The organism is Corallococcus silvisoli (assembly GCF_009909145.1).
Lineage (GTDB): Bacteria > Myxococcota > Myxococcia > Myxococcales > Myxococcaceae > Corallococcus > Corallococcus silvisoli.
Genome location: NZ_JAAAPJ010000008.1, coordinates 502,891 through 515,841, shown reverse-complemented (window position 1 = coordinate 515,841; position 12,951 = coordinate 502,891). Strand labels below are relative to the sequence as shown.

Genomic DNA, 12,951 nt, shown 5'->3' with positions numbered 1-12,951 from the left:
CCGGGCCCCCCTGCCCTCGCATGGGCAGGGAGGTCCGGACCCTCAAGTCACTTCACGCCGCGCTGCGCGGCCTCCAGCGTGTTCTTCATCAGCATGGCGATGGTCATCGGCCCCACGCCTCCGGGTACCGGAGTGATGAACGAGGCGCGCTCGGCCGCCGCGGCGAACTCCACGTCGCCCACCAGCTTGCCGTCCGCCTTGCGGTTCATCCCCACGTCAATCACCACCGCGCCGGGCTTGATCCACGCGCCCTTCACCAGCTCCGGCACGCCCACCGCCACCACCAGGATGTCCGCCTGCGCCACCTCCGCGGGCAGGTCGCTCTTGCGGTGGCACACCGTCACCGTCGCGTCCTTCTGGAGCAGCATCAGCGCCTGGGGCTTGCCCACGATGTTGCTGCGGCCCACCACCACCGCGCGCTTGCCCGCCGGATTGCACCCCACCTCTTCCAACAGCCGCATCACGCCGTAGGGCGTGCACGCGCGCGTCGCCGGCCGGCCCAGCAGCAGGTTGCCCGCGTTCATCGGGTGGAAGCCGTCCGCGTCCTTCTCCGGCCTCACCGCGGCGATGATGGCGTCCGCGTCCAGGTGCTTGGGAAGCGGCAACTGCACCAGGATGCCGTGGACCGCCGGGTCCTCGTTCAGTTGGTACACCAGCGCCAGGAGTTCCTCCTGGGTGATGTTCTCGTCCGGGTGGTGCTCCCAGGAGTTGAAGCCCACCTCCCCGGCGGCCTTCTTCTTCCCCGTCACGTAGATTTTCGACGCCGGGTCCTCACCCACGCGCACCACGGCGAGTCCAGGGGTGATGCCGCGCTCCGCCTTCAGGCGCGTCACCTCCTCCTTGATTTCCGCCCGAACGCGCGCCGCCACTTCCCTGCCGTCAATCAACTGGGCCGTCATGCGGCGCACCTTATGCAAAACTGGGCCGGAACAAGGGAGCGAAGCGACGGTATGGGCGCGGGAAAAGTTCTCGGGGCGATGTTGGGACTCATGGCCGGCCTCCTCATCGGTGGGCCCTGGGCCATCGTGCTCGCCCTCATCGCGGGCGTGGCCGTGGGGCATTATTTCGACGAACAGCACGCCGCGCCCCCGGACTTCCCGGAGTTGTTCAGCGACTTCCCCGCCCCCTTCGAGCCGCCCCCGCCCGCCCCCCTCACCCAGGGCCCAGGCGAGTTCCCCATCGTCCAGGCCCCCGAGGACGAACCGCTCGACCGGGACGTCGTCGCCCTCTTCGTGGACGTGGCCCGCGCCGACGGCGACATGCGCCGCGAGGAGGTCCGCGAGGTCCGCCGCTACTTCGAGGAGGTCCTCCACGCCGACGCCCACACCGTCCAGGCCGTCCGCCGCCACCTCAAGGACTTCCTCAGCCGCCCCGCCTCCCTGGACGCGCCCGCCGCCCTCGCCTCCTGCCTGGACACCCTGCCTTCTGGCGAACGGCTCCGCCTGCTGGACGCGCTCTACGAGATGGCGCTCGCGGACGGCCCCCTCCAGCGCTCCGAACGCGAGGCCCTGAAGCGCATGGCCGACGGCCTGGACCTCCCGGACGCCAAGGTCCAGGCCCTCGCCCAACAACACCTGGGCGACGCGACCTCCCACTACGAGGCCCTGGGCCTCACCGCTGAAGCCACCGACGCGGAGGTGAAGACCGCCTACCGCAAGCTCGCCGCCGCCCACCACCCGGACAAGGCCAGCCACCTGGGCCCCAAGGCCGCCGAGCAGGCCGCCCGCCGGTTCCAGGCCGTTCGCGACGCGTACGAGGAAATCCGCCGCCAGCGCGGCCTGTAGCCCGGGTTAGAAGACAGGTACCCCCATGAGCCAGCGTCCCCCGAAGAAGAAGGAAGCGGAGTTCCAGAACAACCCGTTCAAGTCCGCCATCAAGACGCTCCAGGACCACCAGAAGCAGGAGCAGCAGGCCGCCGCCGCCGCGGAGGCCGCGAAGAAGAAGGCCGTCTCCAAGCCGGTGAAGGCCCCCAAGGCCCGCCCCGACGACGACGACGTGGGCCTCTTCTTCTCCGCCATGGACGGCGTGCAGCAGATCACCAACCGAGGGGAAGCCCCCAAGACGAACCCGCGCCTGCCCGAGCTCATCGACGACAACGCGGAGGCGCTGGCGCAGCTGTCCGACCTGGTCGCGGGCGACGGGCCCCTCTCCATGACGGGCTCGGATGAGTCCTTCGAGGGCGCCTCCCCGGGCGTGGACCCGAACCTGCTGCGCTCGCTGCGCCGGGGCGACTTCTCCGTCCAGGACCGGTTGGACCTGCACGGCAAGACGCAGCGGGAGGCCCAGGCCCACGTCGAGCGCTTCCTGTCCGACAGCCGCCGCGCCAAGAAGCGCTGCGTGCTCATCGTCCACGGGCGCGGCCTGAATTCCAAGGATCAGGTCCCGGTGCTCAAGGACGCGGTCCGCGGGTGGCTGTCCCAGAAGCGCCTGGAGCGGATGGTGCTGGCGTTCGCCACCGCACGTCCGCAGGACGGCGGGGCCGGCGCCGTCTACGTGCTGCTGCGTCGATAGCTTTACGCGTGCCCGGGGCTGTGCATACATGCCGCCATGGTTCGCGACCTCATTGACCTCCACATCCACGTGGGTGGCGCGGTGGCCCCGCACATCCTGTGGTCCATTGCCCACCAGCAGGGCTTCAAGCTCCCCGTCAAGAACTACTTCGACTTCGTGGAGCTCATCACCTCCCGTCCGGGCAAGGTGGGCAGCCTCGACGACTACCTGAAGATCCTCCACACCTGGACGGAGAAGATCCAATCCTCTCCCAGCGCCATCGAGCGCTCCGTCTACGAGGTGATTGGCAAGGAGTACCGGGGCAGCCGCGTCACGCAGATCGAGCTGCGCTTCAACCCGATGAAGCGCAACCTCTCCAGCGAGCTGGACCTGGACCACATCATCCACGCCGCGCTCCGGGGCATGGACCGCGCGGTGCTGGAGTACGGCGTGAAGGTGGGCCTCATCTTCTGCCTGGCCCGCGAGTTCGACCACAAGCTCAACAGCATCATCGTGGAGAAGGCCATCAAGTACCGCACGCGCGGCGTGTACGGCATCGACCTGGCCGGCACGGAGCGCGACGCGATGGAGCACAAGCCCGCGCTCGCGCAGTACGAGGACCTCTACGCCCGCGCGCGCAAGGGCGGCCTCAAGTGCACGGTGCACACCGGCGAGACGGCCGGCACGGGCGCCGAGGGCCTGATGGCGGTGGTGGAGAAGCTCAAGCCGAACCGCATCGGCCATGGCATCCGCGCCGCCTACGACGAGTCCGCGATGAAGGTCCTGCGTGAGAACAACATCACGCTGGAGCTGTGCCCCACGTCCAACATCCACACCAAGGCCGTGGCGGACCTGGACGAGCTCAAGCACATCATGCGGACGTTCTGGGACCGCAAGGTGAAGTTCACCATCAACACGGACGGCCCCTACCTGCTGGAGACGGACATGCGGCGGGAGATTGAGATCGTCGAGTCCAACGGCCTGCTCACCACCGAACAGGTGGATCAGGCGCTCGCGTGGGCGCGCGAAGCGTCCTTCATCCCCGCCTGACCAACATGTACGGCCTGACCCGCGCACTGTTGTTCACGCTTCCCCCGGAGCCCGCGCACCGGCTGGGCATGTCCGGCCTCGCGGCCCTGGGGAAGTGGCCCTCCCGCTGCCGGGCCATGCGCGAGCGCACGCTGCGCCAGGCGCCCATGGATTTGTCCGTGGACCTGGCGGGGCTGAAGTTCGCCCACCCGGTGGCGCTCGCCGCCGGGCTGGACAAGGACGCGGAGGCCGTGGACGGCCTGTTCGCGTGCGGATTCTCCGCGGTGGAGATTGGCACCGTCACGCCCCTGGCCCAGCCGGGCAACCCGAAGCCGCGCCTGTTCCGGCTGCCTGAACACCGCGCGGTCATCAACCGCATGGGCTTCAACAACCACGGCGCGTCCACCGCGGCGGAGCGCCTGAAGGCCCGCGCGTGGAAGCCCGGGCCGCTGGGCGTGAACATCGGCAAGAACAAGGACACGCCGCTGGAGCGCGCGGTGGACGACTACGTGGCGTGCGTGGATTCGCTCGCGCCGCTGGGAGACTACGTCGTCGTCAACGCGTCCTCGCCCAACACGCCGGGCCTGCGCAAGCTGCAGGAGCCGGAGCAGCTCTCCGCGCTGCTGCTCGCAGTGCGGGAGCGGATGGAGCGGGTGGCCCCGGGCACGCCGCTGTTCCTGAAGATCGCCCCGGACCTGACGCCAGAGGCCGTGGACGAGGTCGTGGACGTGGCCCTGGCGCGCGGGCTGTCCGGCCTCATCGCCACCAACACCACCCTCACCCGCCCCCTGGAGCACGTGCACGCGAAGGAGGCCGGCGGCCTGTCCGGCGCCCCCGTGCGCGAGCTGTCCAACGCCGTCATCCGCCGTGCGTACCAGCGCAGCCGGGGCGCCCTGCCCCTCATCGGCGTGGGCGGCGTGTTCACCGCCCAGGACGTCTACGAGAAGCTGCGGGCAGGTGCCACCGTGGTGCAGGTGTACACGGGTTTCATCTATGAGGGTCCGGGGATGGTGGGGCGCATCCTCCAGGACCTGGGGGCCCTGCTGGCCCGCGACGGCTTCGCCTCCGTTCGCGACGTGATTGGCGTGGACGCGCGCGAGGGTGGGCCCGCGTCTCCGGCGTAGCGGCGCGCACGCCGCTTCGCTCGGGTCCAGGCGGTCCCCCTGCCCTCCAGGGCAGGACGCGGCGACGGTGCCCTCTGGCACCGGCTCCGTGTCTGTCTTGGAACACTGGAGACTCGGGATGGGCTCCGGGCGATGATGGCCAGTGCGGCTCACCGCCCGCGACGCATCCCCACCGCCGGAGCGCTTCCGCGCCCCGGTGCGGCCCACAACCGTGGAGGCGCCCCGGCCCGCGCTGTCATCCTGGCGCAAGTGGGTGGTCCTCTCCGTGGCGGGGAGCCTGCTCGCCGCGACGGCCTGGTGGTGGCGCTGAAGCGACCGCGCCGCTGGGCCTGCCCATGCCGTCAGCCCCGCGAGCGCTCGATCCCTGCCCTGGCGTCATCCGTCGAGACCCGCGGGCCTGCTCATATTCACCCGCGTCCTTCACACACGCGGGAGACGCGATGGCCAGGAAGATGAAAGCAGTGCAGGTGCGGCAGGCCGGAGGCCCGCTCGAACTCATCGAGCGCGATATCCCCGAGCCCGGTCCAGGGCAGGTACGCCTCGCGGTGGAGGCGTGTGGCGTCTGCCATAGCGACTCCCTCACCAAGGAAGGCGGGATGCCCATCCAATACCCGCGCGTGCCGGGCCATGAGGTGGTGGGTCGCATCGACCGGGTGGGCGCTGGAGTGACCGCCTGGAAGGAAGGGCAGCACGTCGGGGTGGGCTGGCACGGCGGACACTGCGGCCAGTGTGCCGCCTGCCGGGTGGGCGACTTCATCACCTGCGAGTTCGAGCAAGTGTGTGGCATCAGCTACGACGGTGGCTACGCCGAATACATGATCGCCCCCCAGGAAGCGCTCGCCCGAGTCCCTGACGGAATGAACTCGCAGGACGTCGCGCCCCTGCTCTGCGCGGGAGTGACGACGTTCAACTCCTTGCGGAACATGGACGTCCGACCTGGGGATCTGGTGGCGGTGCAAGGGATTGGCGGACTGGGCCATCTGGCGATCCAGTTCTCCCGAAAGCTTGGCTACCGCACCGTCGCCATCTCGCGTGGGGCGGACAAGCGACCTCTCGCGCTCGAACTCGGCGCGCACGAGTACGTCGACACGGAGCAGGGCCCCGTGGCCAAGGCGTTGCAGAAACTGGGTGGGGCGCGCGTCATCATGATGACCGCCTCGAGCAGCCGCCTCGCGGGAGAGCTGATTGGCGGCCTGGGACGCAACGGCACCCTCTTGCTGTTGGGAGCGGGCGCGGAGCCCATTCCCATCCAGAGCCCTCGGCTGATCATGAAGCGCCAGCGCGTCCAGGGCTGGCCCAGCGGCAACCCCCAGGACTCGCAGGACACCCTGGCGTTCAGCGCGCTCTCCGGGGTGCGCTCACGCAACGAGGTGTTTCCGCTCGACCGAGCGGCGGATGCCTATGAGCGGATGATGAGCAACCACGCTCGCTTCCGGGTGGTGCTCAAGATGCGCTGAACACAGCCCCCCTGCGCGCGGAGGGCCGCGCCGCCCTCCGCGCCTCGGCAATGGCACCGGGAGGTCTTCATCCACCCCAGCCTCCCCCGCCCTGGTCATTCCGAACTTGCGCACCTGCAAACCTGCTCAGTGGCGCACAGCCTCCGGATGCCTTTCGAGCGTCCCCGCCCTCCCCCCGGGCGGAAATCCTCGGGCCTGCGATCTCGCGGGAAGACAATCGCAGACACCGGCGCGCCGGGCCGGGCCCTGCGGCGCGGGCCTACACGGACCTGGGACCGTCGATTCGGCGCGTGCGCGGGCCCAGGCGCTTGGGTATAGCGGCGCCCATGCCCACCCTCCTCCTCAGTGCCAAGGACTTGCGCGGCCTCTACACCGTCGAACTCGGACTGGAAGCGGTTGAACGCGCCTTCCGGGCCCACGGTCGCGGCGACGCGCTGATGCCCCCCAAGGTGTACCTGTCCCTGCCCAAATATGACGGCGACTTCCGCGCCATGCCCGCGTTCCTCGACGGGGCGGCGGGCGTGAAGTGGGTCAACGCCCATCCGAACAACCCGCGCAAGCACGGCCTGCCCACGGTGCGCGCCGTCTACGTCCTCAGCGATCCGGACACCGCGTCCCCGCTGGCCATCCTGGACGGCACGCTGCTCACCGCGTGGCGCACCGGCGCCGCGGGCGGCATCGCGTCCAAGTACCTGGCCCGGAAGCAGCCCCGCACGCTGGGGCTGGTGGGCTGCGGCGTGCAGGCCCGTGTCCTCATCGACGCGCACCGCGCCCTCTTCGGCGACCTGGAGCTGCTGCTGGCGGACGTGTCCTCCCAGGCCGCGGAGGCCCTTCAGAAGGAGAAGGGCGGCCGCGTCGTCAGCCTCCAGGAGGCCTCTGGCGCCGACATCGTCTGCTCCGCCACGCCCGCACGCGCTCCGGTGGTCCGCCGCGAGTGGGTCCAGCCCGGCGCCCACCTCAACGCCATGGGCGCGGACGCCCCCGGCAAGCAGGAGCTGGATCCGCGCCTGCTCGTCGAAGGGCGCGTCTTCATCGACGACGCGGAGCAGGCGCTGCACTCCGGAGAGGTCAACGTGCCGCTGCACGACGGCCTGCTCCAGGCCGGGCAGCTCGCCGGCACCCTGGGCGAGGTCGTCGCGGGCCGCAAGCCGGGCCGCACCGGCGACGAAATCACCGTCTTCGACTCCACCGGTCTCGCCGTGCAGGACGTGGCGCTGGCCCGCGCGCTCTACGACGTGGCCCTCGCGAAGGGAGTCGGCCAGAAGTTCGACCTCGTCGAGGACGCCTGAGGCCCGCGGGAGCCCCCCAGGGGAGCCCCCTGGAGCTCCCACCTCGGACGTCCCCCGCCTGGGAGGGACCCGTCAGGACGCCCGGCTGTGTTTCAGTGAGATGAAAAAATAGAGCGCTCGCCGGCACCTTGGAGTTTTACCGGCGAGCGCCCCGGGCCGCGTGCCGACTGGCAGGGCCTCGTAAAGTCGCGGCGGATGCGAAGCGGCCTCTGGCCCACCTCGCGCCACCTTCATGTGTCCACCCTACGCCCCGCGTCCCGTGTTTCCGGGCCCCGCGCTCAGCGTCCGTTTCCTTCAAAACCCTTGCTCATCCGCGGTGATTCCTTCCCCGCCTGATCAGGGCCCCTCAGGGTGCGCACGCCCGCCGTCACCGGCAACACCCGAGGCGCCATTACCACACCCTTCCCATCAATCTCCACGAAAATCGAGCTATTCCCATCTATAACCTGCACACACGGGGTGCCACAGGGCGGAATGCCTCCCCTTTCCTACGAACGCGCCCGCCCCCAATTGCTTGAGGACGGGCGTGGATTTTCCACATCGGTCTGACATTTCCCCGGCCCCCGGGGGCGGGTTTCAGCGGAATTACAGTTCTGCCACCTGACGGTACAGCGCGTCATGCTGGCGCACCATCTTCTCCAGGGTCAGCTCCCGGGCGACGAAGGCGCGGGCGGCCTTGCCCATCTTCCGTGCCTCCTGGGGTTGGGCGAGCAGCCGGCGGAAGGCCTGGGCCAGCTGCGCGGGCCGCTCGGGCTCCACCAGGAGCCCTCGCTCGCCGTGCACGATGAGGTCCGGATTGCCGCCCACCCGCGTCACGACCATGGGCAGCCCCGCCGCCATGCCCTCCATCACCGCGTTGGACATGCCCTCCGCGGTGGAGCACAGGACGCCGAAGGTGGCCCGCCCGTAGAGGGCTGGCACGTCCGTGCGGTGCTTGAGGAAGTGCACGCCATCCGACACTCCCAGGTCGTGCGCCATCTTCTCCAGCCCCGGTCGGCGCGGGCCGTCGCCCACGAACCACGCGTTCAGCCGCGCGCCCTCATGACGCAGCATGGCAAGCGCGAGGAGCAGGTCCTCCTGCCGTTTCACGGGGTGGCTCATGTTGGCCACATGGACCACGGTGGGCAGGCCGCCGGTGTCTGGAAGCGGATCCTTGAGGCCTTCGGCGACGCGCGCGTCGAAGCGCTGCAGGTCCAGGCCGTTGTGGATGACGGAGATGCGCGAGGAGGGCAGCCCCTCCTCGTTCATGAGCAGCGTGCGGATGGCCTCCGCGTTGGCGATGACGTGGTCCGCCATGCGCGTCACCTGCGTATGCAGCAGGCGGCGGGCCTTGCCCTGCCAGTGGGACAGGTCCAGGCGCCCGACGATGACCTTCGAGCCCGCGAGCTTCGCGGCCGGCACGGCGATGATGCTGGAGTAGAAGTCGTGCACGTGCACCAGTTGCACGCGGTTCTTCTTGAGCCAGCGAGACAGGCGGACGACCTGCAGCGCCGTGTTGGGCTGGACGAGCGTTCCCTTGAGGGAGAACACCTCCGGCGCGTGGCCCAGCTTCCACACCGCGCCCATCAGCGGCCCGGCGTCCTCCAGCACCGACACCTGCAAACGGTAGCTGGGGGGCAGGCCCCGCAGCAGCTCCAGCACCTGGACCTCGGTGCCGCCAATGTGGAACGACCGTGTGAATTGCACCAGTCGGAGGGGCTCCCGCCCCATCCGTGCTTCCTCACGCCGCATGCCCAGTCCCCTCCCACGTGGCGACCGGCGTCTGCTTCAAGACCGGCTGCCTCCCCACCGCCAGGGCCCGCTCCCGTGCCTGCGCGATGCGGTGCGCGCTCGCGGCCAGGCCGAAGAGCACGTAGCAATGCGCGGACAGGATGTAGCCCGAGAACAAGTCACAGATGAGGTAGCCGGCCACGGACGCCGATAGCGCGCGCGCCAGCCACCCCATTTCCGAGTCCGCCGACGCGGCCACCGCGCCGCCCACGGCCCCGCCCGAGAACACCAGGAAGCACAGGAGGCCCACCCACCCCAGCTCCCCGATGACGTCGAGGAAGATGTTGTGCGCCACGTAGGCCCGGTGCGCCTCCGGCGGCGCGTACTCGAACCACGCGTAGCGGAAGCCGCCCGCGCCCACGCCCAGGAGCGGCTTGTCCAGGCTGATGCGGCTGGCCACCTGCCACGCATACACGCGGCCCATGGCGGACGCGTCCTCGTGGAAGTCCGCCACCGTCTCGTTGCGCTCCCAGAAGCTCTTGGGCGCGAACACCGCCAGGCCCAGCACGAACACGCTGCCCAGCACGATGGCCTGCAGGCGGCGCTTCTCGCGGATGGCCCACAGCGCCATCGCCACCGACAGGCCAATGAAGCCGCCTCGCGAGTGCGACAGCACGATGGCCACCACCGCCAGCACCGCGGACCCCGCGCACAGCACGCGGAACACCCAAGGGGTGCTCTTGCGCGCCAGGAACGCCACCGCCAGCGGCACCACCAGCACCATGTTCATCGCCATGTGGTTGGGATCCGCGTACACGCCCACCCAGCGCGACCGGAAGCCCTCCACCATGTTCTCGCCGACGAGGTACCAATTGATGACGCCAATGGACGTCACGATGGCGCCCAGCACCATCGCGCCGCACACCACCGCCAGCCGCTTGCCCGTGGTGATGACGTTGACGAGCGTCAGATAGATGGCCGTGAGCTTCAGCAGCTCCACGCCCTGTCCGCGCGTCACCTCCGGGTTCACGCTCCACGCCATCGAGCAGAACGCCAATGAGGAGAACGCCAGCAGCGCGATGCCGCGCGCGCCGTCGAAATAGATCGGCTCCGCCTTGCCCAGCCGCCGCATCACCATCAGCCCGGCCGCAAGGCCCGACGTCAGCAGCGCGAGCCGCAGCGGCTCCAACGCCGGGAGCCACTCACCCGGCACCGCGTACATCACCGCCGCGAACCCCGCGAGCATGAAGAAAGCCAGCACGTCGCGACGCTGCCCCTGCGCGCCCGGTCCCATGTACCCCACCCCTTCGCTGTCGGTCGCTCGTCCCGTCACACGCGTGCCCCTGGCCCTCGTGGATGTCCGGCTGTCGGCTGTTCGCGAACAGCTGGCGAACAGCAGACGGCTGGCGGGCAAGGGGCAAAGCAGCGGACGTGCCAGAGGCCGGGGGCGCTGGATGCCTGGATCTTCAGGGGGTTGCGTGAGGCTCCCGGACCGACGGGCCGGGCAAGGCTGAAAAAGCTACGGGACTGGCGCGCTCTCCATCGGAAGCACCGCGGAGGCGATCAAGTCCAGGCGCCCCTCGCGAAGCCACGGCGACCCCAGCTCCGACAGCAGCCGCACCAGCGTGACGTTCACCACCCGACGCAGCTCCTCGCGCGCGCCTTCCGGCACCGCGGGCGACAGCGTCGCCACCGCGCGCTCCGCCGCGCTCGGGCGCAGGCGAGGCGAATCCGGCGTGCCTTCGAAGAGGCGCTGGCCCAGCTCCACCGTGCGCCCCAGGGGCACGGGCCGCACGTCCACGCGCTCCTCCAGCACGGCCATGGCGACGCCCGCCGCCCACAGCCGCTCCACGCCCAGCACATCCAGCGAGACGCCGAAGCGGGCCAGCACCGTGCGCGCCGCGCCGTCGGAGCCGCCCAGCAGCGCGCCCAGCGCCGCCACCTGGCCCTCGGCGCGCGCGAGCAGCACCTCCGAACCGGCCACCTCCCGGAGCGAGCGGAACGGCACCGCTTCCGCGCCGGGCACGCGCAGCGCGCGGCGGGGCCGCTTGCGCCGCAGGGCCTCCAGCGCGGCGGCCTCCTCGGGGAGCACCAGCGGCACGTCGTCCAGCTTCACGAAGGGCGCCTTGAAGAGGCGGTCCGCGCGGTACTTGAGCTGGAGCGTCAGCGTGAAGCCCACCTGGAAGACGCGGCGCAGGGGCGTGTCGCGCAGCGCCTCCGGCGCCTTGGACGGGTCGCCGCCCGTCAGGTGCTCCAGGCCCAGCGACAGGTAGTCGCGCACCCATTCGCCCACGCGGCGCACGGCGTCCAGGTCGCCCGGGTCGCCCAGCTCCGCGACGAGCACCGCGTTGGCCACTTCGCGCAGCTCATCCTCCGCGTTCATCCGCTCCACGTCGGACAGGTCGCGGAAGGCGGCCTCCAGGTAGTCCAGGTGGCCGCCCGTGGCGGTGAGCGCGGGGGCGGCGTTGCTCGAGGGACGCGGCGGCACGTCCACGCGGCTGAAGAGCGCCAGGGCGTCCTCCAGCGACGGGAAGCCCAGGTCGGACAGGCGCGCGCGGCGGAACTGGAACGCGGTCTCCTCCAGCTCGGAGGGAATCTCCCAGCGCACGGCCTCGAAGAGGCGCACCGCTTCGAAGGGGTTCTCCGCGATGAGGTCGTTGAGGAGCGCGCGCATGGCGGACATCTCCACGCCGTCCACCTTCAGCTCCACCAGGTAGCGCCCCTCCGGGGTCTCCATCGTCACGCCCTGCGGGTTGACGTCCGGGTTCTCCTCCAGGTCGTGGACGACGGTGAACTCCTTGAGGAGCGTCTCCACCACCTCCAGGTCCACCGCGTGCACCTTGCGCAGGAAGTCCTCGGGTTCATCCCCGCGCGCGGCGCGCAGCCAGGTGAGCACCGCGTGCGGCTCCAGCTTGTCCTTCGACCAGCCGCCCAGGTCCACGAAGGTGCGGAACTGCGCGGGCGACGCCAGCTGCACGAGGTCCGTCGTGTCCGCCAGCCCCACCTCCTGGATGGTGACGTACAGGTCCTCCGCTGGCAGCGAGCGCACCAGCGCGGGCGTATCCTCCGCGTCGTAGAGCGCCGCCACCCGCTGGCGCGGGGACAGGCGCATCAACCGCTGACGCTCCTCGCGGGGAGCGAGGGGCGAAACACCACCGTTCGTCTTGCCGTTCTGGGACACGCCGGGGGTGCTACCACAGCGTGCCCGGCCCCGGGAGACTCAGACGCGGGTGGCCTTGCCGAAGGTGTCCAGCAGCGTGCCCCACACCTCCTCCACGCCCAGCTTTTCGGTGGAGGAGAACGGGATCACCGCCTCGCGGGGCAGCTCCAGCTGCGCGGCCACCGCGTGCAGCCGGGGCTTGCGCTGCGCCTTCGTCAGCCGGTCCACCTTGGTGGCCACGACGAGGATGCGGCGGTTGTGCTCCTGCAGATAGTCCAGCGTCTGGAGGTCTTCCGGAGTGGGGCCCACCTCCGCGTCGATGATGCTCACCACCACCTCCAGCCGGTGCCGGTTCTTCAGGTAGGAGGTGATCATCGCCTGCCACTGGGCCTTGTCCGCCTTGCTCGCCTTGGCGAAGCCGTAGCCGGGCAGGTCCGCCAGGCGCACCGTGTGGCGCTGCCCGTCGCGGTCCAGGTCCACGTCGAAGAAGTTGAGGGTGCGGGTGCGCCCGGGCGTGTTGGACACGCGCACCAGCTTCCGCCGGTTCGTCAGGGCGTTGATCATGGACGACTTGCCCACGTTGGAGCGGCCGACGAAGGCCACCTCCGCGGCGTGGTCCGTGGGCAGGCCCTTGAGCTCCACGGCGGTGGTGACGAAGCGGGAGTCGAGGATCTTTATCAAGCGGGGGTCAC

At 70.3% G+C, this 12,951-nt stretch carries 12 protein-coding genes; 7 read left to right on the top strand and 5 right to left on the bottom strand.

Features of this window, described 5'->3' with window-relative positions:
- Window positions 1–47 precede the first annotated feature (47 nt).
- The gene (folD, locus tag GTY96_RS18620; RefSeq protein WP_143901390.1) at window positions 48–899 is read right to left on the bottom strand and encodes a bifunctional methylenetetrahydrofolate dehydrogenase/methenyltetrahydrofolate cyclohydrolase FolD; all 852 of its coding nucleotides are present in this window, start codon (window positions 897–899) and stop codon (window positions 48–50) included.
- 90 nt (window positions 900–989) lie between these two features.
- Here folD and GTY96_RS18615 point away from each other — a divergent pair, with 90 nt between their 5' ends.
- The 7 genes from GTY96_RS18615 (at window position 990) to GTY96_RS18585 (ending at window position 7,389) form a co-directional block, all read left to right on the top strand.
- Window positions 990–1,784 (top strand): TerB family tellurite resistance protein, encoded by a 795-nt coding sequence (locus GTY96_RS18615; protein ID WP_328700934.1) that lies wholly within the window; start codon window positions 990–992, stop codon window positions 1,782–1,784.
- Window positions 1,785–1,809: 25 nt separating this feature from the next.
- Window positions 1,810–2,511, top strand: a complete 702-nt coding sequence (locus GTY96_RS18610) for a Smr/MutS family protein (RefSeq protein ID WP_143901394.1) — start codon at window positions 1,810–1,812, stop codon at window positions 2,509–2,511.
- 36 nt (window positions 2,512–2,547) lie between these two features.
- Window positions 2,548–3,540, top strand: a complete 993-nt coding sequence (add, locus tag GTY96_RS18605; RefSeq protein ID WP_143901397.1) for an adenosine deaminase — start codon at window positions 2,548–2,550, stop codon at window positions 3,538–3,540.
- A 5-nt stretch (window positions 3,541–3,545) separates the two neighbouring features.
- Window positions 3,546–4,643, top strand: a complete 1,098-nt coding sequence (locus GTY96_RS18600; protein ID WP_143902149.1) for a quinone-dependent dihydroorotate dehydrogenase — start codon at window positions 3,546–3,548, stop codon at window positions 4,641–4,643.
- Between the two features lie 142 nt (window positions 4,644–4,785).
- Window positions 4,786–4,953: a hypothetical protein gene (locus GTY96_RS18595; RefSeq protein WP_161665395.1), complete on the top strand. Its 168-nt coding sequence runs from the start codon at window positions 4,786–4,788 to the stop codon at window positions 4,951–4,953.
- A gap of 130 nt (window positions 4,954–5,083) precedes the next feature.
- Window positions 5,084–6,100 carry an alcohol dehydrogenase gene (locus GTY96_RS18590; protein ID WP_161665394.1) on the top strand — a complete coding sequence of 339 codons (1,017 nt, stop codon included), beginning with the start codon at window positions 5,084–5,086 and terminating at the stop codon, window positions 6,098–6,100.
- 326 nt (window positions 6,101–6,426) lie between these two features.
- Window positions 6,427–7,389 (top strand): ornithine cyclodeaminase family protein, encoded by a 963-nt coding sequence (locus tag GTY96_RS18585; RefSeq protein WP_161665393.1) that lies wholly within the window; start codon window positions 6,427–6,429, stop codon window positions 7,387–7,389.
- Window positions 7,390–7,974: 585 nt separating this feature from the next.
- On the opposite strand, the gene GTY96_RS18580 is transcribed toward GTY96_RS18585, so the two are convergent.
- The 4 genes from GTY96_RS18580 to yihA form a co-directional block, all read right to left on the bottom strand.
- Entirely contained in the window at window positions 7,975–9,120 is a 1,146-nt protein-coding gene (locus GTY96_RS18580) for a glycosyltransferase (RefSeq protein WP_143901403.1), read from the bottom strand.
- Window positions 9,110–10,393: an O-antigen ligase family protein gene (locus tag GTY96_RS18575; protein WP_143901406.1), complete on the bottom strand. Its 1,284-nt coding sequence runs from the start codon at window positions 10,391–10,393 to the stop codon at window positions 9,110–9,112. Before GTY96_RS18575 ends, GTY96_RS18580 begins: the two co-directional genes overlap by 11 nt.
- A gap of 225 nt (window positions 10,394–10,618) precedes the next feature.
- A complete protein-coding gene (locus tag GTY96_RS18570) occupies window positions 10,619–12,280 on the bottom strand; it encodes a DUF6178 family protein (RefSeq protein WP_161665392.1) in 1,662 nt (553 codons plus the stop codon).
- Between the two features lie 39 nt (window positions 12,281–12,319).
- The gene (gene yihA / locus GTY96_RS18565; protein WP_143901410.1) at window positions 12,320–12,940 is read right to left on the bottom strand and encodes a ribosome biogenesis GTP-binding protein YihA/YsxC; all 621 of its coding nucleotides are present in this window, start codon (window positions 12,938–12,940) and stop codon (window positions 12,320–12,322) included.
- Window positions 12,941–12,951: the final 11 nt, after the last annotated feature.

What these genes read in the sequence shown, in the direction of transcription:
- folD (WP_143901390.1), bottom strand. Translation starts at nt 899, where the DNA reads ATGACGGCCCAGTTGATTGACGGCAGGGAAGTGGCGGCGCGCGTTCGG.
- GTY96_RS18615 (WP_328700934.1), top strand. Translation starts at nt 990, where the DNA reads ATGGCCGGCCTCCTCATCGGTGGGCCCTGGGCCATCGTGCTCGCCCTC.
- GTY96_RS18610 (WP_143901394.1), top strand. Translation starts at nt 1,810, where the DNA reads ATGAGCCAGCGTCCCCCGAAGAAGAAGGAAGCGGAGTTCCAGAACAAC.
- add (WP_143901397.1), top strand. Translation starts at nt 2,548, where the DNA reads ATGGTTCGCGACCTCATTGACCTCCACATCCACGTGGGTGGCGCGGTG.
- GTY96_RS18600 (WP_143902149.1), top strand. Translation starts at nt 3,546, where the DNA reads ATGTACGGCCTGACCCGCGCACTGTTGTTCACGCTTCCCCCGGAGCCC.
- GTY96_RS18590 (WP_161665394.1), top strand. Translation starts at nt 5,084, where the DNA reads ATGGCCAGGAAGATGAAAGCAGTGCAGGTGCGGCAGGCCGGAGGCCCG.
- GTY96_RS18585 (WP_161665393.1), top strand. Translation starts at nt 6,427, where the DNA reads ATGCCCACCCTCCTCCTCAGTGCCAAGGACTTGCGCGGCCTCTACACC.
- GTY96_RS18580 (WP_143901403.1), bottom strand. Translation starts at nt 9,120, where the DNA reads ATGCGGCGTGAGGAAGCACGGATGGGGCGGGAGCCCCTCCGACTGGTG.
- GTY96_RS18575 (WP_143901406.1), bottom strand. Translation starts at nt 10,393, where the DNA reads ATGGGACCGGGCGCGCAGGGGCAGCGTCGCGACGTGCTGGCTTTCTTC.